18 protein-coding genes are annotated in these 21,714 nt (G+C 35.2%); 13 read left to right on the top strand and 5 right to left on the bottom strand.

Annotated elements, in window-relative coordinates; all coding sequences use genetic code 11:
* Positions 1-28: 28 nt before the first annotated feature.
* Together oadA and ACT5E3_RS00130 are read right to left on the bottom strand one after the other, a co-directional pair.
* Positions 29-1,822 (bottom strand): sodium-extruding oxaloacetate decarboxylase subunit alpha, encoded by a 1,794-nt coding sequence (gene oadA / locus ACT5E3_RS00125; RefSeq protein ID WP_444996292.1) that lies wholly within the window; start codon positions 1,820-1,822, stop codon positions 29-31.
* 11 nt (positions 1,823-1,833) lie between these two features.
* Positions 1,834-3,249: an acetyl-CoA carboxylase biotin carboxylase subunit gene (locus ACT5E3_RS00130; RefSeq protein ID WP_444996293.1), complete on the bottom strand. Its 1,416-nt coding sequence runs from the start codon at positions 3,247-3,249 to the stop codon at positions 1,834-1,836.
* Between the two features lie 119 nt (positions 3,250-3,368).
* Between ACT5E3_RS00130 and ACT5E3_RS00135 the strand changes: the two genes are divergently transcribed.
* On the top strand, positions 3,369-4,328 hold the full coding sequence (locus ACT5E3_RS00135; protein WP_444996294.1) for a LysR family transcriptional regulator: 960 nt from the start codon (positions 3,369-3,371) through the stop codon (positions 4,326-4,328).
* Positions 4,329-4,387: 59 nt separating this feature from the next.
* Here the strand turns inward: ACT5E3_RS00135 and ACT5E3_RS00140 are convergent, their stop codons facing one another.
* A complete protein-coding gene (locus ACT5E3_RS00140) occupies positions 4,388-5,089 on the bottom strand; it encodes a phytochelatin synthase family protein (protein ID WP_444996295.1) in 702 nt (233 codons plus the stop codon).
* A 241-nt stretch (positions 5,090-5,330) separates the two neighbouring features.
* On the opposite strand from ACT5E3_RS00140, the gene ACT5E3_RS00145 reads away from it, so the two are divergent.
* Both ACT5E3_RS00145 and ACT5E3_RS00150 read left to right on the top strand, forming a co-directional pair.
* Positions 5,331-6,308 (top strand): CNNM domain-containing protein, encoded by a 978-nt coding sequence (locus tag ACT5E3_RS00145; RefSeq protein ID WP_444998626.1) that lies wholly within the window; start codon positions 5,331-5,333, stop codon positions 6,306-6,308.
* Between the two features lie 504 nt (positions 6,309-6,812).
* Entirely contained in the window at positions 6,813-8,318 is a 1,506-nt protein-coding gene (locus ACT5E3_RS00150; RefSeq protein ID WP_444996296.1) for a M61 family metallopeptidase, read from the top strand.
* A 100-nt stretch (positions 8,319-8,418) separates the two neighbouring features.
* Here ACT5E3_RS00150 and ACT5E3_RS00155 read toward each other — a convergent pair whose 3' ends face one another.
* Complete coding sequence (locus tag ACT5E3_RS00155) at positions 8,419-8,751, bottom strand: hypothetical protein (protein WP_444996297.1); 333 nt, start codon at positions 8,749-8,751, stop codon at positions 8,419-8,421.
* A gap of 121 nt (positions 8,752-8,872) precedes the next feature.
* On the opposite strand from ACT5E3_RS00155, the gene ACT5E3_RS00160 reads away from it, so the two are divergent.
* The 4 genes from ACT5E3_RS00160 to ACT5E3_RS00175 all read left to right on the top strand — a co-directional run bounded on the left by ACT5E3_RS00160 (position 8,873) and on the right by ACT5E3_RS00175 (position 12,741).
* Complete coding sequence (locus tag ACT5E3_RS00160; RefSeq protein WP_444996298.1) at positions 8,873-9,451, top strand: RNA polymerase sigma factor; 579 nt, start codon at positions 8,873-8,875, stop codon at positions 9,449-9,451.
* Positions 9,435-10,220 carry a hypothetical protein gene (locus ACT5E3_RS00165; RefSeq protein WP_444996299.1) on the top strand — a complete coding sequence of 262 codons (786 nt, stop codon included), beginning with the start codon at positions 9,435-9,437 and terminating at the stop codon, positions 10,218-10,220. The genes ACT5E3_RS00160 and ACT5E3_RS00165 overlap by 17 nt, the downstream gene beginning before the upstream one ends.
* A 68-nt stretch (positions 10,221-10,288) precedes the next feature.
* The gene (locus ACT5E3_RS00170; protein ID WP_444996300.1) at positions 10,289-11,470 is read left to right on the top strand and encodes a HEAT repeat domain-containing protein; all 1,182 of its coding nucleotides are present in this window, start codon (positions 10,289-10,291) and stop codon (positions 11,468-11,470) included.
* Between the two features lie 11 nt (positions 11,471-11,481).
* On the top strand, positions 11,482-12,741 hold the full coding sequence (locus tag ACT5E3_RS00175) for a HEAT repeat domain-containing protein (RefSeq protein ID WP_444996301.1): 1,260 nt from the start codon (positions 11,482-11,484) through the stop codon (positions 12,739-12,741).
* An 89-nt stretch (positions 12,742-12,830) separates the two neighbouring features.
* Here the strand turns inward: ACT5E3_RS00175 and ACT5E3_RS00180 are convergent, their stop codons facing one another.
* Positions 12,831-13,418, bottom strand: a complete 588-nt coding sequence (locus ACT5E3_RS00180; RefSeq protein ID WP_444996302.1) for a DUF488 domain-containing protein — start codon at positions 13,416-13,418, stop codon at positions 12,831-12,833.
* A 167-nt stretch (positions 13,419-13,585) separates the two neighbouring features.
* On the opposite strand from ACT5E3_RS00180, the gene ACT5E3_RS00185 reads away from it, so the two are divergent.
* Genes ACT5E3_RS00185 through ACT5E3_RS00210 form a run of 6 tightly spaced genes read left to right on the top strand, consistent with a single transcriptional unit; the run spans position 13,586 to position 21,595 of the window.
* Complete coding sequence (locus ACT5E3_RS00185) at positions 13,586-14,467, top strand: zinc-dependent alcohol dehydrogenase (RefSeq protein WP_444996303.1); 882 nt, start codon at positions 13,586-13,588, stop codon at positions 14,465-14,467.
* Positions 14,468-14,470: 3 nt separating this feature from the next.
* The gene (gene asnB / locus ACT5E3_RS00190; RefSeq protein ID WP_444996304.1) at positions 14,471-16,321 is read left to right on the top strand and encodes an asparagine synthase (glutamine-hydrolyzing); all 1,851 of its coding nucleotides are present in this window, start codon (positions 14,471-14,473) and stop codon (positions 16,319-16,321) included.
* A gap of 7 nt (positions 16,322-16,328) precedes the next feature.
* Entirely contained in the window at positions 16,329-17,090 is a 762-nt protein-coding gene (locus ACT5E3_RS00195; RefSeq protein WP_444996305.1) for a class I SAM-dependent methyltransferase, read from the top strand.
* Positions 17,083-17,913, top strand: a complete 831-nt coding sequence (locus tag ACT5E3_RS00200; protein ID WP_444996306.1) for a hypothetical protein — start codon at positions 17,083-17,085, stop codon at positions 17,911-17,913. Before ACT5E3_RS00195 ends, ACT5E3_RS00200 begins: the two co-directional genes overlap by 8 nt.
* The gene (locus tag ACT5E3_RS00205) at positions 17,910-20,624 is read left to right on the top strand and encodes a non-ribosomal peptide synthetase (protein ID WP_444996307.1); all 2,715 of its coding nucleotides are present in this window, start codon (positions 17,910-17,912) and stop codon (positions 20,622-20,624) included. Before ACT5E3_RS00200 ends, ACT5E3_RS00205 begins: the two co-directional genes overlap by 4 nt.
* On the top strand, positions 20,621-21,595 hold the full coding sequence (locus tag ACT5E3_RS00210; protein ID WP_444996308.1) for an AAA family ATPase: 975 nt from the start codon (positions 20,621-20,623) through the stop codon (positions 21,593-21,595). Before ACT5E3_RS00205 ends, ACT5E3_RS00210 begins: the two co-directional genes overlap by 4 nt.
* The last annotated feature ends 119 nt before the right edge of the window (positions 21,596-21,714 follow it).

Genomic DNA, 21,714 nt, shown 5'->3' on the forward strand with positions numbered 1-21,714 from the left:
TTTTAAGCTTCAATAAAAATCCTTGGTTTTAACCTATTTCTATCAATATTTCCCCTGGCGTAACCCGATCACCTTTTTCAATATGAATGGCTTTTATTTCACCATCAACAGCGGCGCTGATTTCAGTTTCCATTTTCATGGCTTCTGTAATCAATACCGGATCACCAGCTTTTACTGTATCACCCACTTTCACCAGAATATCAATAATATTTCCTGGCATTGCGGCTGTTACATGTCCGGGTTCTGTTGCTTTACCGCGGCCCGATGCTGTTTCACTATTGTATTCATTTAAAGGTTCAAACACGACTTCTTCTGGCATACCATCAAGCGAAATATAGAATTTTCGTTTTCCACTACCAAAATCGCCAATACCCGTTATTGCTACTTCATAGGTTTCACCATGAACATCAATTTTAAACTCTGTAGCAGTATGTGGCTTTGATTTTGAACCTGATGAATCAATCGGCAATAAGACCTCTGGTTCTAGTGTTCCATCGTGACGCTGCTGTAAAAATTCCCGACCTAACTCTGGAAACATGGCGTAAATTAAAACATCTTCTTTTGAGGTTGCTAAGTCACCAATATCTTTAGATAGCTTTTCTAGTTCTGCACTTAAACCTTCAGCAGGTCTTCCTTCAAGAACAGCTTCATTACCAATCGCTTTTTTACGTAAGTTTTCATCAACGCTTGCTGGTGGTAAACCGTAACCACCTTTTAAATAGCGTTTAACTTCATTAGTCACTGTTTTATAGCGTTCGCCAGATAAGACATTATAAACAGCTTGTGTACCAACAATTTGTGATGACGGTGTAACTAATGGTGGATACCCGAGATCTTTTCTAACATTGGGAATTTCATTAAACACTTCTTCAATACGATCGAGCGCATTTTGCTCTTTTAATTGATTAGCTAAGTTAGACATCATGCCGCCAGGTACTTGATTAATCTGAACCGCGATGTCTTCTTTGGTAAATTCACTTTCAAATTGATGATATTTTTTTCGAACTTCTTTGAAGTAATCATTAATTTCTGAAAGAAGTACTAAATCTAACCCAGTGTCATAAGGTGTGTTTTTAAATGCTGCTACTTGAGCTTCTGTTGAAGGGTGACTGGTACCACCTGAAAAACTTGAAATTGCAGTATCGATTCTATCGACACCAGCTTCTACTGCTTTTAATTGACATAACTGAGCTAAACCAGAAGTAGAGTGACTATGAATAACTAGCGGCAAATCGACAGTGGCTTTGATTGCTTTGGTTAAATCACCAGTGGCGTAAGGAGTTAACAAGCCTGCCATATCTTTAATAACAATTGAATCTGCTCCCATATCACGAAGTACTTTTGCTTGGTCAACAAACCTGTCCAATGTATGTACTGGGCTGGTTGTATAACAAATAGTACCTTGAGCATGTTTACCACTTTTTTTAACCGCTTTCATGGCGACTTCGATATTTCGCATGTCGTTGAGTGCATCAAAAACACGAAACACATCAATACCATTTTCGGCACTGGCATCAACAAATGCTCTCACAACATCATCAGCATAATGTCGATAACCTAAAAGGTTTTGTCCACGTAACAGCATTTGCAATCGGGTATTGGGTAAGGCTTTTTTTAATTTTCTCAAACGTTCCCAGGGATCTTCTTTTAAGAATCGAACACAGGCATCAAAAGTTGCTCCACCCCAAACTTCGAGAGACCAGAAGCCTACTTGGTCTAACTTAGAACAAATAGGTAGCATGTCTTCGGTACGCATTCTGGTCGCTAAAAGCGATTGATGAGCGTCGCGCAAAGTGACATCGGTAACTTCAATTTTTTTCACTTTTTTCTCCTTTATTCGCTGATATGAGCCGCAATGGCTGCTGCTAATGCCAAGGCTATTTCACTGGGATGGCGTTTATCGGAATAGCTTAGTAATTCTGGGTTTTTATTCACGAAACTAGTATTAAAGTTCGCATTGATAAATTCTGGGTGTGACAAAATTTGCTGGTAGTAGTTTGCGGTTGTTTTCACTCCATGAAGTCGCATATCATCGAGTGCTCTTTTTCCACGGCTCAGTGCATCTTCCCAATTTAGAGCCCAGACGATTAACTTTAAACACATCGAATCATAAAAAGGCGGTATCTCATAACCTGTAAAAATGGCTGTATCAACACGGACGCCTGGTCCACCTGGTGCGTAATAATGAGTAACCCGACCAAAACTGGGAAGAAAATCGTTCTTAGGATCTTCGGCATTTATGCGGAATTGGAGCGCAAAACCATGAAATTGAATATCTTGCTGTTGGTAGCGTAATGGTTTTCCTGAGGCAATACGTAGTTGTTCCTGAACGATATCGACACCTGTTATTTGTTCTGTAATTGTGTGCTCAACCTGAATTCGCGTGTTCATTTCCATAAAATAAACTTCGTTTCCGGTTAATAAAAACTCTACCGTTCCTGCACTTTCATAATTGACCGATTTGGCAGCACGAATCGCTAATTCACCAATGTACTGGCGTTGTTCTGGCGTAATTTGCGGGCTTGGTGCTATTTCAATGAGTTTTTGGTTTCGTCTTTGAATCGAACAATCACGTTCGAATAGATGAATCACATTGCCTTGTGAATCACCAATAATTTGAGCCTCTATGTGTAAAGGATCGACGATGCATTTTTCAAGAAAAACATCTGCCGAGCCAAATGCTTTAGTCGCTTCTGATATAACTCTTGGGTATTGAGTGGTGAGTTCTTTGGCCGAGTCGCAGCGTCGAATACCTCGTCCACCACCACCCGATGTGGCTTTTAACATTACTGGATATCCAATACTTTCTGCAACTTCAAGCGCATGCTCTAAGTTATCTAGATTACCGTCAGAACCTGGTGTCACTGGCACGCCAGCAGCTTGCATGGTTTTACGCGCTTGTGTTTTATCACCCATTTTAGCGATCACAGTTGATTTTGGACCGATAAAAGTAATGCCTTTTTTTTCACATAATGCTGCTAACTCGGCATTTTCTGAAAGAAAGCCATAACCAGGGTGGATAGCGTCGCAACCAGTTTGAATTGCTAGATTGACAATTTTTAGAGGATCGAGGTAACCCTGGAGTGGTTCTTCACCGAGTGAATAAGATTCGTCTGCGCGTTTAACGTGTAATCCATATCTATCAGGTTCTGTATAAACAGCGACCGAGCGAATACCGAGTTCGGCGCAAGCTCTCACTATACGAACGGCTATTTCACCTCGATTTGAAATAAGTACTTTTTTAATCACCAGTATCCTCCCCTAACAGCAATAAGCTATACGATAACTAGATTTATCTATAATTAAAAATCAATCTATTTTATAGTTGCTATAAGTAATACCTTATACTTTATTCAAAAGAGAGATGTATGCCAGATAATTTTCAGCAATTGATTAAACGGCTTTCATTGAGACAGCTCGAAGTTTTTTATGCGGTTTATCAAGAAAAAGGGTTTGTGAAAGCTGCTGGTAAGTTAGGGCTTACTCAACCTGCGGTCAGTTCACAAATACGTCAACTGGAAGAAGCTTTAGGTCAAAAAGTATTTGAATATATCGGACGGCAACTTTACTACACGCCTGTTGGTAATTTGCTTGCAGAAAGTATCGAAGTGATGTTTGAACAGCTTCGAAAATTAAAAAATGACATTCATACGTTAGAAGGAAAGGTCTCAGGCGATCTAAAAATAGCTGCGGTGAATACAGCTCAGTATATAGTTCCTTATTTGGTTAAGTTTTTTCTTGAAAAATACCCACAGGTTCGTGTGAGCTTAGATTTTGTCAATCAGGCACAAGCTATCGATAAACTTTTGGAGAATCAATATGATTTAGTTATTATGGGAGTTGTTCCTTCTGATAAACCTTTATCGATAATACCGTTTTTAGATAATGGGTTAATTCCTGTTGTTCATCATGCCCATCCTTTTACACAAAAAACATCAATAACAGCAGAGCAGTTTTTTGAACAGCCACTATTGATTCGTGAACGTGGGGCTGGTAGTCGGCAGGCTTTAGAGCAGTATTGCTATCAAAATCGTATAAAGTTATTACCAATGATAGAGGTTGGTTCGAATGAAGCCTTAAAGCATGCGGTTTTATCTGAATTAGGTGTTGCAGTGTTGCCCAAATTGAGTGTGCTTTCAGAATTGAGTTTAGGTAGTTTAACTGAATTATCGATTAAGGGGTTTCCAATTAAGCGCTCTTGGTGTTTGGTGTATCCTTCGACAAAAAGTTTATCGCCTGTCACACAGCATTTTATTCAATATGTTCAATCTCATTTGTCATTACTCGCTGATTTTTTTGAAGAAAAAATTGCAGATGCTTATGGTTAGATGAAAACAATCTTGAGTTATGTGAACATGAGGAGTATTAGATATCTGAACTTAACCTGTTATTTAAATATTTCAACGATCCCCCTAAAATTCCCATCCGAACCAGTTGTTGCTGCCGCTTTCCATAAACTTTCGGTCTTAATCCAAGTGGGGGGATATTTATAAGAAGCTGTATCCATAACAAGTATAGAGTCTGATTTTTCATGGTAAGCAACCAGTGGACTAATATGGCCACCACCAATTTGGTTAACAGACTTTCTATAGTAATTAATGACTAAAAAGTTATCTGGGTTTTTAAAGTTATCGATCGCTAGTTGTCGAAAGTCTTTTAAACTGATTTTATTGCCGTCAACTACCTTTGTTTTCATCTTGTGAATATGGAAGTGGTTACTCAGTTGGCTCAAAGACATACCGGAACGTTTGACTAATGAACTAGCTTTGACTCCGGGTTTAAAATAACTGTTTTGATCGACTTGTTTACTATTGGTAAGAGAGTTGATAACAGCAACAGATGTTGCAACGCCACAGTATGTTCCATGCGACTGGGTTTCAAAGTGATTTTTGAGTATAAAATAGTCATCATTAATGCTTTCTGCAAGATAGGTCATTCCTTTATCTGACTCGAGAGATACCTGGGTATCGGGTAGCGTTAGCCTGTCATTTTTTGCGGGTGTTGCAAAAGCATGCAATGTATTTAGCGTAAAAACACTAAAGACAAACCATGCTAGATAATTACTATACCGGTAACGAGCTGTTTTCATATAATTATCTCTATAATGAGTTCTATATTTACTCTAGCAATATTATCAAGGTACTCGCTTATTATACAGTTGAATAAGCCTTTGAATGCTAAAACAAAAAGCTGGGTGAATATGAGGTATACTTAATAACACGTAATCACTTTATTTCTTTTGGAATAACCACTATTTATCAATGTTACTTCTTATAATTTACATTTTAGTCGCCATACTCTTTTCTTTTGCATGCTCTATTTTTGAAGCGGTGCTATTGAGCATAAATAGTGCGCATATTGCTATTTTAGAAAAAAAATCCCATAAAACAGGCAAATTACTTAAAGAGCTGAAAGCTGAAGTGAGTAAACCATTAGCCGCTATTTTAACGCTGAATACGATTGCGCATACCATTGGTGCTGCTGGCGCAGGCGCACAAGCGGCTGTTGTTTTTGGTAATGCATATGTTGGAATAGCTTCGGCTATATTAACATTGCTTATACTGGTTTTTTCCGAAATTATCCCAAAAACACTAGGGGCTACTTATTGGCGTCAGTTAGCACCTACTACCGCTTATTCGCTTAAATACCTAATAATTGCTCTTTATCCTTTTGTAAAAATGTCTGAAATGATTACAGGAAAATTAGCAGATGGGCCTAATTTGAATGGTTTTAGTCGAGAAGAATTTGCTGCAATGGCTGATATTAGCTCTCAAGATGGACAATTACTAAAGCAAGAGTCTGTATTTTTAAAAAACTTAATGAAGCTTAAAAGAAAGTTAGTCAAAGATGCAATGACACCACGCACAGTGATTTTTTCTTTGTCACAAGAATTGACTGTTGAGGAGTTTTTTCATAAATATGACAAAGTGTCTTTTACGCGAATACCTATTTTTCAGGGTGATAGAGAGGAAATAAAGGGTTATGTATTTCGGAGCGATTTGCTTTTAGCGCAGGCAAGAAGCAATGGTCATTGTCAATTATCAAATTATAAGCACGCTTTACCTGCATTGTTGACCACTATACCGCTAAGTCGTGCACTTAATCTGATGTTAAGCCAGCGAGTACATATGATGTTGGCTGTTAATGAATATGGTGGCGTTGAAGGTATCATTACTTTAGAAGATGTCATGGAAACCATGTTGGGTTTTGAGATTGTTGATGAAAAAGACAAAACTATAGATATGCAAAAAGAAGCCAAAAAGCGCTGGAAAAAACAAAATCGAGTTGATAAAAAATCAACTAACTGATCTTGTTCGATTTTATAATTTTTGGTTATAAGCCGCCTTAAGGCGGCTTTTTTATGCCAGTTTTATCACTATTGTTGTTACACAAATCATCACAATGCTAATAGTTAGCAGTGTGGCCCTGTAGGGGGTGAGTTTGTGATAAGTATTCAGTGTTTCCTTAAGCATTTTTAATATAAGTTTATCCATTTGATAATACCTTTCGTTAAACTCTAGGCACAGCCATAGAGGCAAACAATGACTTTGTTTACTTCTTTATTTATTAAAAAGAATTTGCGTCGTGCATTGAAAACGGCATTTTTTGGTTTTTTTTGAATAAAGTTGGTATCAATAGATTATTGAGTGTCCGGTAGGTTGCTATTGGCTAGTTGAAAAAGCGAAAAGTTAGTCATTTTCACACTGATTAGATGCAACAACTCAATTAATCCGGGGCTGAGGCTTATTTGAGTCTGGCCTGATTTTTGCTGCATGTCATGTTTCTAATTTCTGAATAAATGAGTTGTTATTATGAATGGTAAAAAACTAATCATCTGGGCTGTTATACCTATATTGGCTATTTTTAGTACTTTGAGTCTGGCTTCAAATAAAACTGAGCAAGATAGTATTTTTTATAAAGTAAGTATCAAAGAAAGTAGTTATAAACAGGCAACGGTTAGTGCGGTTTTTATACCAAAAAGCAAGAGCTTATATATGTTCCCTGGGGCAAGTAAACTGCCAAAGCGCTGGGCAACTTTTGTAAGTGATATTCAAGTCAGAGATAGCAAAGGGAAGATTATTGAGCTCTTAGAGTCTGATGATGGAGGCTGGCAATTAAAAAGGTTATCTGAACAGCCAGTTAATTTGACTTATCAACTTAATCTTGAGCATGAAAAGTATCAGTGGAGCGGTGGGGTCGATGGTGCTGCTTATGCTAGGGACTGGGGTGTTTTTTATACAGGACGATCACTATTTGTGGTTAATGGAGAAGAACGTAAAAATATTAAAGTTGAATTCGAGTTGCCTAAAAAGTGGCGAGTAGCAACACCATGGAATAGTGCTGACGATAAAAATAAGTCCTTTATAGTTAATAACTTAACCGAACTATCAACCTCAATTTTATTTGCTGGTTTACATAAAGAAGTTTCAATAAAGCGTGACAGTTTTGAATTACTACTAGTGCTAGGTGGAGGTAGTATCATTCAAAAAGAAAAGGAATTTAGTCTTTTAGCGCAAGGGGTTTTTGAATATTACACAGATTTGATGGGAGGGATCCCAAACCCACCCGCTGATAATCAATTGAGTAAATCAGTTGTGGTGATCAATCCTGCTAAATCAACAGATGGAGAGGCTTTAGGAAATAATATCAGTATTTTGTTGGAAGAGAATGGCGATCGAATGTCGCAAACAATAGCAAGATTTATTTTTGCTCATGAATTCTTTCATTTGTGGAGTGGTAAATCATTTTTCCCACAAAATAATGATAGTGAATGGTTTAAAGAAGGAGTGAGTAATTACTATACATTAAAAGCATTACATCATGTTGGTTATTTAACGGATGATTCCTATTTATCTTTATTAGCCGACTTCTTCTATCAAAAATATACTCAAGACAATGGGGTCGGGCGTTTATCAATGACTGATGGAGAAGAAAAGCATGCCCATTGGGGGTTGATTTATGCAGGTGGCTTTTTTGTTGGCATTGCTCAAGACATGCTCATTAGAAAAGCAACATCTAATCAAAAAAGTCTGGATGATTTGATGAGAACTCTTTTTAAAAAATATGGAGGGACTGAGCAAGGGTATACCCTAACTGAATTGCAACTTGAGTTATCTAAATTAAATCAATCCGATCAGTCCGTTTTCTTTGAAACTTATATCAAAGGAGTAAAAAAGCTACCTTTAGTCGATTATTTGTCGATGGCTGGAATTGATGCTCAATTTAAAGAAGAAAAGCTTATTTTATCTAAAAACAAAACGCCGACACTAAGCCATAAAAAACTACAGCAAGGTTTATTTGGTCAACAAAGTGATTAGTTAACTTTAAGTGAATGCTTACAAATATTAATAGTAAGCATTTATTCGGATTTATATATATTTTTTAAATTGAGAGAGTCATCTATTTTAGCGAAATCCATTATCCAATTTGTTTCCCTGTTTTTACCATCATCAGAAAAAGCTTGCTCCCAGCGTGGTGATAAAGGAACAGTTGAGGCCCACATATAGCTAAATCACTATCAATTGTCACAATAAAAGCCGTTATTTTTGCCGCTCTTTTCGTTGTCTGACTTGTCCATAGAGCGGCTATGCACTGTGTCAGACACCTTAATAGTGACAATAATCCCTGACTTTTCTCTATGCCAATTGATAGTGACTTAGCTATAAAACTAACTTTGATTGGTCGGTCATTTAAAGTATTGTTTAAATCGCGTCCATTTGATGATTTTTCGCATATGATTGAAACAGACATACTATTAATTCCTTAGTTTATCTCTAATCACGTTGAATAAATGTGTGTCGACTTTAGTATTGTGAAAATAATTGATAAAAATACCAAACCTAAATGATAGCTTCTCCGTCATACTTGGCATATGAATAATGAAAAACAGATCGCCGTTCAGGCAAAAGCTGGAAATTTAAAAGCATTTCAACAACTTGTAGAGATTTATAGTCACAAGTTGTACGCTGCTGCCTATCGCATTTTGCACGATCAAGGCCATGCCGAAGATTGTGTTCAGGAAGTCTTTGTTAAGGTGCATCAAAAAATATCGAGTTTTGATGAGCGTTCAAAGCTATCAACTTGGCTTTATTCTATTACCATGAATAGCGCAATTGATATGCAGCGCAAATTAGCTCGACATGCTAACCAAGATGAACCTGATCTAGAGTGTGAAAAAGATACTCAAAATCAAACGCCCGAGCAAGCACAGTGGATAGGCAATATCAACTTACTGACAAATAAGGCATTGTTGCAACTAAGTGAGGAAGTACGAGTTGCATTTTTATTACGTCATTATCAAGGGGAGACGATTGAAGATATCAGCCGAATATTACAAGTCAATCCAAATACGGTGAAAAACCGCATTTTTAGAGCTGTTCGTCGACTAAGAGAAATTCTCGAGCCTCAACTAGGCACATATAAGGTAGATCATTATGATACATTGGGATAAAGATGAGTTGCTCTTGTATTACTACGGAGAACTTGAGCAAGATAAATTAGAAGCGTTAGAAAAAGCACTAGAAAGTTCTACTGAATTACAGCAAACCTATGCTGAAATTTGTGAATTTTTAGATGAAAAAATTGATATTCAAGTTCCTGCGCCGAGTGACAATTTAAAGCAGAATATAATGGCTGCAATTTATCAAGTTGAGCAACAAAAAAGTAACCAACCGCATTTTCAAGAAGAGACGTTTTCTCAGAAAATTTATTGGTGGCAAAAGCTGCTAAAACCAAATTTCGGATTAGCTACTGGAATAAGTTTTGCTTTAGTGGTTAGTATTTTTTTCATCGGTAGGTGGAGTGCTAAGCCTGACATGCCTGTTCAGGCAGAACAAAGTTTTACTACGCAAGCCAGTCAAAGGGTTTTATTCAGTAGTATCAGTCATCATTTAGAATCGAGTGATCGTTTATTTACTTTAGTTAGTAATGGAAACGGAGACTTAATACAACAAATTGATTCGCGACGGCAAGCGATAGAAGAGTTAGTAGCATTAAATCGACTCTATCGCCGACTTGCCGAAAATTCAGGTGATAAACAGTTGGTGTACACATTAATGCAAATGGAAGCAATACTTATTGAACTTGATAATAGCTTACCTAATCAATCGAGAGATTCTCAATATGTTGAGCTTAATAATATTAAGCAACGAATTTATGAGTCAGATCTATTGTTTAAACTACGTGTAACCAATAAAAATATTAAACGAAAAATAATCTAAAAATATCAAACTTAAGTGAGTTTTACTGCGTCACATAATTAACAAATCAGAGCAATAAGGTAAATATTATGAATAGTAAAAAACTGGTTAAAAAGCTAATACCGTTAACGGTGACGGCTATTTTATGTGGCTCGACTTATGTTTTTGCAGATGACAATCTTTATGCCGAAGGGCAAAAGCAATTGGATAAAAAAAGTTGGTCGGCAGCACAAGAAACTTTTACAAAAATAATTAAGCAAAAAGATGGTAAGGTTGACGCAGCACTTTACTGGTTAGCTTATGCCCAATTTAAAAGCAAAAAAAATCAACAAGCTTTAAATACAATTAATCGACTCAAAAAACGTTTTCCTGATAGTCGTTGGTTAGATGATGCAAGCGCATTAAAAATTGAGATAAATGACAAGCAAGGTAACAGCACTGAAATAGATAATGATGAAATGAAGCTATACGCAATCAATGCACTGCTGAATTCATCTTCAGAAAAGTCGACCGACATTTTAACAAAGATCCTTAAAGGAGATGCTTCAACACGGATAAAAAAGAGAGCGCTCTTTGTACTGAGCCAATCGGGAAAAGCAGAGTCATTTAAAATTGTGGCTGAGTTAGCTTCAGGTAAAGGGGACCCATCACTACAGATTTATGCAATTGAAACTCTTGGCATTTCAGGTTTGGAAAAGGCAACGTCTATTTTGAAAAGTGTTTATCAAACATCAACAGATGAAGATATTAAAACTAAAGTGCTGAGAAGTTTTATGGTGCAAAATAATAGTGACGCATTGTTAGAGGTTGCTCGACAAGAAAAAAATCAAAATTTAAAAACGGAAGCGATTAGACAGATTGGTGTGATGAATCAGCCTGATACTCTCTATTCTTTATATCAAGATAATAACTTTTCGGCACACAAAGAAGATATCATTCAAGGATTAGCGGTGAGTAATGCAGCTGACTACCTGGTTAAAATAATTGAGTCAGAAAAAGAAGAAGAGCTTATATTATATGCAGTTGAAAAAATGGGAATTGTTAGTTCTAATAAAACAGGTAACGTATTGCTAGAACTTTACAACAAACAAAACAGCTATGCGATTAAAGAAAAAGTCATTAAAGCACTATTTATTCAATCTAATGTAAAAAGTTTAATTCACATTGTCAAACTTGAAAAAGAACCTTCACTGAAACGTGAAGCACTTAAACATCTATCACTAATAGATTCAGATGAAGTTGTTGAGTATTTCAACCAGGCTATCAATTAGGGAGTCACCAAATGAAAATTAATATAATAGAGTTTATGAAAGTGGTAGTTATCTTTTCCGTTGGTTTACTTGCATATGGTCTGTTTTCTGATCCTGTATTAGGTAATGAGAAGAAAACGATTAATGTTAATAACTCAATTGAAGAAGCGATTAGCAAAGCCAGCACCTCTGATGATCAGTGGTTTGTTTATGAGGTTGATATGGAACCGGGTAACGGCTCGCCTTGCTGTTATCAAAGAGGAGATCAAATGGGATGTAGTCTGGATATAAAAAATAATAATGTAGGTTTTCGACACAGTGAATTAAATCTAGATTCAGATACCCTAAAAATCTATTTTCGTTGGAAAAATAAAATGCCGGAGCGACTATTTTATACAGGAGATAGTTGTCCTGTAGAAACAGGTAGCAATAGTTTAATAACACTTAACCAAATATCAAAACAAGAAAGTTTAGATTTTTTAAATAGTATTATTAACAATAAAAAAGGAAAAAATAATCACCAAACAACTACCTCTGCATTAGCGAGCATTGCGTTACAAGCCGGAGATGAGGCGCATGAAAAACTAGAAAGCTTTTCTAGTTCTGATGAACGTGAGATTCGCCAACATGCAATCTTTTGGTTAGGCAATGCACGTAATAAAGCTGGCTATCACTCATTGGTCAAGATACTTGATGATAGGACTCGTCTAATCAAAGATCGCACCAAAGCTGTTTTTGCTTTGAGTCAAAATAGTTATGCTGAGTCTGTTGATAAACTGATTGATTTAGCTCAAAAAGATAAAAATATAAAAATACAAAGCGAAGCGTTATTCTGGTTAGCCAATCAGCATGGAGAGAAAGCACTTGATGTTATTAAGCCAATTGTTGAGAGTGAGCAGTCAGAAGAACTATTAAAAAAAGCCATATTCTCATTATCACAAATCGACTCTGATAAAGCTTGGCAACTGCTTGTTTCTTATGCAAAGAATCATTCATCTACTGTTGTACAGAAACAATCTATATTTTGGTTATCCCAAAATAACAATAGAAGCGCCTTATCAACTTTGGTTGATATTGCAGAAGGAAACAAACCACAGAAAATTAGAGAGTCAGCAGTATTTTCTATTTCACAACTAAATAGTAAAAATGCAACTCAAGGATTAATTCAGCTACTTAAGAATAACAACGATCGTTTTATCAAACGCAAAGCTATATTTTGGTTAGGTCAATCTAATGATCCTGAAGCGCTAACTTATTTGGAGTCAGCATTGATTTCAGCATCAGATAATTAACAAAACAGATAGATAGATTAAGTTAATTCGATTTCTTGAAAGGTTCTCATCGTCCCTTTCAAGAAAATTGAATACGTTTATCGGTTAAGCTATTGTGGTTTTATATAAGCCATTCTTTTGGTTTGAGCTTGGTAAGCTCGATTAAGGCATTCTTTTTCATCCATTAACATATCCGGAAATAAGTTATTTTCTTCCATCAATCGATGTTCAAGTGAGCATTCTGTTTCAAGTTCTCCGGTATGAGTAATATGCTTTAGTGAAATATTACGATAGTGCTTAAAAAAATAGCCAACTAATAAGCTACGGTGACAATGAGCGGGATCTTTTTCAGCACACATAAGAGCTATACGATAACCTTTTTCTACACCAACAGATAAACGTTGAATACCAGATTGGAATATTTCAGAGGTCATTAAGCGATCAAATTGGATTTGTTGATGACAATCATAATGGGCATCATCTTTAGAGCGAGGCCCAAGCTCCTTACCTAAATAGACATACTGTATTTTATGTTTATTTAAGTGAGATTTAATATTTTGTTGGTGATAATCTACAAATGCTTTACTAAAAGGAACTGATCGAATATCTGCGACAACATTAATTTCATACTGCTGTAATTGCAAAATAAACTGCTCAACAGGTTTAGTGGCATAACCAATGGTATATAGCTTAGACATTGTAAAAGTGAATATTATTTCTGTTCGTTTGAAGTATTTTAATCTTTATAGTTAGCTTAACCAATGAGAAAAAAGATGTCTATTTATTAGTTGAAATCACGTGAGTGGTGAAAATAGTATTATTTCCGTTATAATCAGATTTTTAATATTTTACGCAGGGTAAATTAATGAAAGCGCTTGTCACTCAAAATGGTTTACCCCATGTTGCTAATATGGCAATGCCAATTATAGAAAGTGATGATGAAGTCCTTCTGAAAGTAAAGTTAGCTGGTATTTGTAGAACAGATATTCTTGCTGCCTATGGTAAAATACCAGTTAATGATAACCGAATTTTAGGGCATGAGTTTTGTGCCGAAATAGTTGAATTAGGTCAACAAGCGAATCGGCTAAAAACTGGTCAGCGTGTTGCTGTTAATCCTGTTTTAGCCTGCCAGAATTGTATTCATTGTGAGCAACAACAACCTCATTTATGCAGTAACACTGAATTATTGGGAATTCATCAAAATGGAGCGTTTGCAGAATATATAATCGTTCCTCAAGCTCAAGTATATCCAGTTAAGGCTTCATTTTCAGACAAGTTGGTTGCTTATGCAGAGCCAGTAGCCGCTATGCTCTCTATATTACAAGCAAACATTCCTAAACAAAGCCATATTGTGATCAATGGTAATGACAGAATTAGTTTATTATGTGAGTTAATTCTTAAATCTCATGGCTATCAGAAAGTTTCATTACAGGCAGACAAGCCATGTGACGTATTAGTGATAACTTCATTAATTAATAATGATCTGCCACTACAAAGTGTTAAACCGGGTGGACTTATTATTGTTAAAAGTCGTTCCCCTTTTTTAACTCAACTTAACTTGGGAGAGATGGTGCGCAATCGTTTAACTATCACTGGAATGAATTATTCAACTTTTGAAGAAGCGCTGATATTTATTGAAGAAAATGCACTAGAACTGAGTGAGTTTCTCGGTCCTTGTTATTCACTGGAAGAGTTCTCTGAAGCATTTAGTGATAATCAAAAAAAATTATTTTTGCAGGCTAGTTAACTGATGTGCGGTTTTGTTGCGTTGGTTGATCATAAGCACTCTATTTGTCCATCAATTATTACAAAGTTATCCTCTGTTTTGACACATAGAGGACCTTGCGCTCATCATTATTTTTATCAAAAAAACATATTACTTTGGCATAACTTATTAGCAATTGAAAGTACAGTTGATGACGGCAAACAACCATTCATTAGTCAAGATGGACAACTCTATGCTGTGGTAAATGGAGAGCTTTATCCACATGCTCACATACGTAAAAAAATGATGAAGTTAGGCTATAGCTTTAAAACTAACAGTGATAGTGAATTAGTATTAGTTCTTTATCAACATTATGGAATAGCGTTTGTTGAATATTTAAGAGGAGAGTTTTCCTTTGTTATTTGGGATAAAAAGCATGATCAAATAATTGCTGTTAGAGATCGGTTTGGTATTAAGCCATTGGTTTATGGTATACAAAACCAACGCCTATATATTGGTTCTGAAGCCAAAGCATTATTTGCAGCAGGATTTGAAGCCTCATGGAATTCATCGGGCTTAATGCAAAGTTTTACTCATCAATATTTGTTTCCTGGTATGAGTTTATTTAATGGCTTAAAACAGTTACCACCTGGTCATTTAATAGTTTATAAAAATGACAGTATAACGATAAAAAAATATTGGGAAATGAACGTTTGTCAGCAAAAAAATAATCATTCAGATATTCTTGAACAGCTAACCAATGCTGTTCAGATGAGGATCCCAAGTTCCAAACCTGTTGCTTTTAGTTTAAGTGGCGGTTTAGATTCAAGTGCCGTAGTAAAAATAGCTTCCCAATTTATTGATCATAAAATAGATTGTTATTCCGTTTCTTTTGAAGGCTATGGCTATGATGAGTATTTACAAGCTAAACGATTTGCTGATGAGTCTGGTTTTAATATTCATCGGGTTAACATATCTAATCATGATTTAATTAGTTATATTGAACAAGCCGCTTATTACAGTGAAGGTTTAGCGATTAATGGTCAATATGTCGGTAAATATTTATTGAATAAAGCGATTCATGATGATGGTTATTCAGTGGTCATGTCTGGTGAAGGAGCGGATGAAGCTTTTATGGGGTATGCTCATATTCATTATGATTATCTTTTACATGAAACAAAAGATTTTCAGACGCTTGATTTATTAAAACAACAATATCCATTGCAGTTAAATTTAATGTTACCCAAAGATAAAAACTTATCAAAAATACCAAGCTTTTTATTGGCAAAAATTGCTTTTTGTCGTCAACTACAACCATTATTTAATCAAAATTTTATTGAACAATTAAATGACTATCAATTAAATGTTTATCAATCAGAATTAGCTTTATTAACTAAAAAAGGGTTAACTGCAAGCCAAACTGCTAACCAGTTATGGGTACAGTTAGCATTGGCTAATAATATTTTAAAAACTTTGGGAGATGGCATGGAAATGGCTTTTTCTATTGAAGGGCGATTACCATTTTTAGATCACCTATTATTTGATTCTGCCACAGGATTAAGTACAGATAAAAAGCTTGATGGTATAACTAGTAAAGCTAAACTTCGTCAGGTATTAAGTCATATTTTACCTGAATATATTAGTCAGCGAAAAAAACACCCATTTATTGCTCCGCCGCTTGCATTAGGATTAAATCAAACTAGTCGAGAGTTAATATGGCAACGTATAGAAGGGCTGAAGGACGATTGTGTTTTTGATTACAATAAAGTGACTAAGTGGTTAACCAAGTGGATGAATGGAAATATTGATTGGCAAAAAAGCAATGATCCAGTTTTAATGATGCTACTCTCATTTTCAGCATTAAAGAAAAATTTTAACCTTAATACTTTAGGATAGTATTACTATGCAAACAGCGCCTTGGTGGAAAAAATTATACGATGGAAACCTTGCGGATATTTTATTAGAAAATAAAGATCCGCAAGAGTCAGCTAACACTTATCAGTTTTTACAAAAGTACGCTTTATTAAAACCTGGGCAAAGAGTTTTTGATCAATGTTGTGGTACTGGTCGACTTGCTATCGAGTTAGCCACTTCACATCAGGTGATAGGTGTTGATTTAATCAACCAGTATATTGAACTAGCTAATCAAAAAGCAAAAGAAAAAAATATTAATATAGAGTTATATTGTGGAGATGCTTTTGAATTCAAACCCTCTGAGCCCGTCGATGTAGCAATTAATTGGTGGACTAGTTTTGGTTATGCAAAAAATGATGAGCAAAATTATCAAATGATATTAAGAGCCGTAGAGTCGTTAAAAAAAGGTGGTTTTTATGCCCTTGATTTTATGAATGTTCCTGGATTGTTTAAGCATTTTAAAGAAGATGTTGTTACACATAAAAAACAGGGTGATCAAGAAATAACATTAATTAGAAAAAGCTCATTTGATTTTGAATGTAACACATTAAAAAAAGACTGGATTTATTTTTTATCAAATGGAGATAAAATTACTCACAAGAGTGAAGTTTGTTTATACCAACCTAGCCAATTAATTTCTTTTTTTAAACAAGCAGGATTATCGGATGTAAAAATATTTGGTGATTTATCTGGAAAGCCATTAACTTTGGATAGCCCTAGATGTATTGTTATAGGGAGAAAAAATGATTAAGCATGAAGCAGCACAGAATAATAAACAACTAAGAGAGCAGCTATATCAAGGGGATATTTATAAGTTAGCTACAAGCCAGGCTTCTTTAATGCTTGCCAAAGATGTTTCAAAATTATTATGTCAATGTTTTAATACTGAGCAGTTGGATAAATTACATGATGTACTCACTGATACTCAATTTTTTACAGCAATGAAAGAAGTTCGTAAGCAGTTATTTACTAATCAGTATTATATTGATTTGTTACGTGAAGTAATAACAAGTTTGGGTTTTTCAAAAGAAAAAACAATATTTGAACCTTTAAGACTAAGAGCTATGCGTCACAATGGGCATACAAAACCAGAAGCTGCGGCTGTATATTATCCGCATCGAGATACATGGTATGCACATCCTCAATGTACAATTGTAGGGTGGATCCCATTACATGATCAAAACCAAGAACAGACATTTGAAATATTTCCAGACTGGTTAACGAAACCTGTACCAAATGACTCTGAGGTTTTTGATTATCAACAATGGTGTGCAAAAAATTGGGATAAAAAAATAGGTTGGCAAAATAAAAAAACAGGGCTTACTGCTCGTTATCCTCAAACTACTTCACAAGTTGAGTTAGGAAAGCGAATTGGGTTTTCATGCAAACAAGCTGAACAGTTATTGTTTTCGGGAGCACATTTTCATCAAACACTTCAACAAACTAATCACTTAACACGCTTAAGTGTCGATTTTCGTGTAGTAGACATTGATGATTTAAAGGCTAATCTTGGCGTGGCTAATGTTGATAATCGATCTGTTGGATTGGCTACAAAGGATTATATTAAACTTTGATTAATCGGCTAAAACAGATTGTTGAGCAGTATCCTGACAATATTGCTATTGAAGATCATACAGTTAAAGATAGAACTGTAGAACAAAGTTGTCTGAAAATAACTTATCAACAACTTTGGTGTGAAGCTTTCATTATTGCTAACGAATTAATTCATTGTGGGTGTAAACCTCAAGATAAAGTATTATTACACTACTCTCAATCGAGTGAGTTTATTATTGCTCAAATTGCCTGTTGGATAGTTGGCGCTGTATTTGTTCCTTGTAATATATCGCTACCTGTACAACGTAAAACACTTATTTTAAAAAACAGCCAAGCTAAGTTGATATTAACGAGCGAGACAAACCCTGTCGACTTCGTTTTTGATGAGTTAGGTGAGATAGTTAGCATCAGTACGAAACAGACTCTTTTAGAGAAAACGTCAAAGCATAAAATTAACTCTCATAAGATTAACAATAATCAACAGAGCGATTTAGCTTATATTATCTTTACCTCTGGCTCTACCGGAAATGCCAAAGGCGTTATGGTTAATCATGAGGCTTTACCACTAGTGCTCATGCAACAAATCAAACAATTTTCTGTTGTATCATCTGATCGCTGCTTATGGTTACATGATTTGGGGTTTGATGCTGCCATTTCAGATATTTGGGTAGCCTTGCTTTCTGGAGCAACGCTAGTGATCCCATCATTTATACAGGCTCAAGATGTTTTAACTACAATCAATGAACTGCAAATTCACTATGTTGATTTACCAGCAGCATTGTTACCATTGATACATGTTACAGATGCACCGGAAGCATTAAAAACGATCGTTATTGGAGGAGAGGTTTGTGATAAACAAGCGCTTATTTCATGGGCTGAAGCTAAAGATGTTTTTATTGTTTATGGACCAACAGAAACAACTATTTGTAGTAGCATTATTAAAGTTGATGCAAAAGTTTGGCAATATAATGAAATAGGTAAACCATTACCACATGTTAATTATTTTATTGTTGATGAAAATTTAAATTTGGTAAAACCTGGAGTAATTGGCGAATTAATTATTACTGGTAAGGGGATTGCTCGGGGCTACTTACTCGGTGAGCAGTCATTTCGTTTTTTCGATTTTAAACAAAAACGAGCCTATCGAACAGGCGATTTAGTGAGAGAAATAGCAGAGCAACATTATGAGTTTATTGGTAGGGTTGATAGACAGTTTAAATTAAATGGCAAGCTTATTTGTCCAGAAGAAATAGAACTAAAACTGAAAGATTATATTGATGTTAACGAATCATTTGTATTTAAAAAAGAAAGTGAGCTTTTAGTCGCAATTAGTTTATTAACAAAAAACAATCAAGAAATCACTAAAGAAAAACTTAAACAATATTTGAAAAAGTATTTACCTCAATGGATGGTTCCAACACAATGGCTATTTTATGAAAAGCTACCAAGGAATCATCATCATAAAATCGATCCAGAAAAAATTTATTGTCAAACGACTACTAAGGTTCAATATAACTCTTGGCTGGCTTTTGTAGAAAAAATTATTAAGCAGCCTGTATCATCCTTAAAAGTTAGCCTTTATGACTTAGGCATTAACTCTATGCAAGTGATAAAAATCGTACACTATGCACGTTCACTTGGTTTAGAGTTAAGTGCAGAAGATTTATATTATAGTAATGATATTTTTAATTTGCTGCATAACCTGACAATAAAGCCAAAGTCCACCGTTGAGTTATTGTCTTTAATCGAAAATATACCAGCAATTAAATTTTCAAATCATAATAATAATTCCGGCAATGCAATTTTTATTACCGGCGCTACTGGCAATCTTGGAAAAAAAGTTTTATCTCAGCTTGTTTTAAAGCAGAGAACTATTTATTGTTTAGTGAGAGGAAACTCTAATCGAATAAAAAGCCACGAAAACCTGGTTGTATTATCGGGGGATATCACTTTACCAAAGTTTGGTCTTTCTGGTTCATCGTGGAATGATTTATGTGATCAAGTCAGTGATATTTATCATTGTGCTGCTGACGTGAGTTTATTAAAAAACATCCATCAATTATTTAAACCCAATGTGCTTGGTTGTTATCATGTTTTACAGTTACTTGCTAGCGGTCAAAAGAAAAAACTTCATTACGCTTCAACTTTATCTCTAGTGGTTGATTCTGATCTTAAATATCAATCAATTAACGAAGATAACTCATTATCTAATATTAAGCTATTATATGGCGGCTATGCGCAAAGCAAATGGTTATCAGAGCAGCTCATTCATTCATATGTAAAAGCCAATATTTTCCGTTTTGGTTTATTAACCAGCTCATTGAATGATAATGACGTTTTAAGTGATGACTGGTTTAATAAAAGTATAAAACAGTGTCCAGACTTATCCGGACTCTCAGAACAATGTACTATTGACTTTACACCTATTGACTATGCTGCTAAAGCAATGGTTTGCTTAAGCTTGCATCAATATGGGAATAATTTTCATATTAATAATCCTAAGCCACTTAATGTTAAGCGATTAAAAAACAGCTTAAGTCGTTACCCTTTAGGTGAAAAGTTAATAGAAAAACAAACAGATCCTTGGCGTTTATTTAAAATGACAAATACTCAAATTGATAATCAAAAGACCATAGAAATATTAGAGCAACTAAAAATAATATTTCCTCGTATTAATCAGGCTTATGTTAACCAATATGTTGATTGCTTATTAAAGGAGAAAAGCTTTTGACCACAGGTATGATCTTAGGTAAGTTTTATCCGCCACATACAGGGCATCAATATTTAATTCAATTTGCCAGTCAATATGTTAACCAGCTAGTTGTTATTGTTGAATCTGTGAGGGATGAAAAAATATCGGCAGCTCTGCGAGCAAGTTGGTTACAAGAAAGTTTTCCAACGGTGCAGTTTTTATGTTTGTATGATTATAATCCGCAAGAGCCATCTGAAGATCCTGACTTTTGGAATATTTGGCAAAAAAGCTTAAATCAAATTTTACCATTTCAGCCAGACTATCTTTTTGCATCAGAAAGCTATGGCGTTAAGCTAGCAAAAGTACTTAACTCTAATTTTATACCGATCGATCCTGCTCGCTCAATCCATTCGATTTCAGCAACCCAAATAAGAAAAAACATACGTGCTAATTTTGATTATATGATCAAATCAGCCCAACAATACTTTCGTCAACGTATCTGTATTTGTGGTCCAGAAAGTACTGGAAAAACAACATTAACACAATGGCTTGCGCAAGAGTTTAACTGTTGCTATGTACCAGAATATGCACGAACCTTTTTGGAGAATTGTCAACGAGAGTTACTTCAGTCAGATCTTTTAACCATTGCAAAAGGCCAAGCAATAAGTGAAATAATAATAGGCCAACAAGCCAAAGAATTGTTAATGGTTGATACGGGGGCAAGTGTCAGTGCACTCTGGAGCGAGTTTTTGTTTAATCAATGTGATAAACAATTAGCTGATTTTTGTCAGCAGCAAGAGTATGACTTATATTTGTTGTGCCAACCTGATATTCCCTGGGTAAAAGATTCAGTACGTTACTTACCTGAATCTTCGAATGATTTTTTTAAAAAATTATATGATTTATTACCCAAAGATAAAACGGTTGTCATTAGTGGTGATTTCGAACAAAGAAAAAATATTGCTAAAAAGGCTTGTATAGCACATTTAAATAGTCAATCAACCCTTTAAGTAACGGTGCTTTATTGGGCGAAATTGGGCGAATATAAAAATGTCGACTCAATCACAAAAAAGCAATCTTTCTGGTCTGATCAGTTCTATAATATTCCATGTTCCGATAAACTCCCGAT

The organism is Aliikangiella litoralis, from assembly GCF_052495765.1.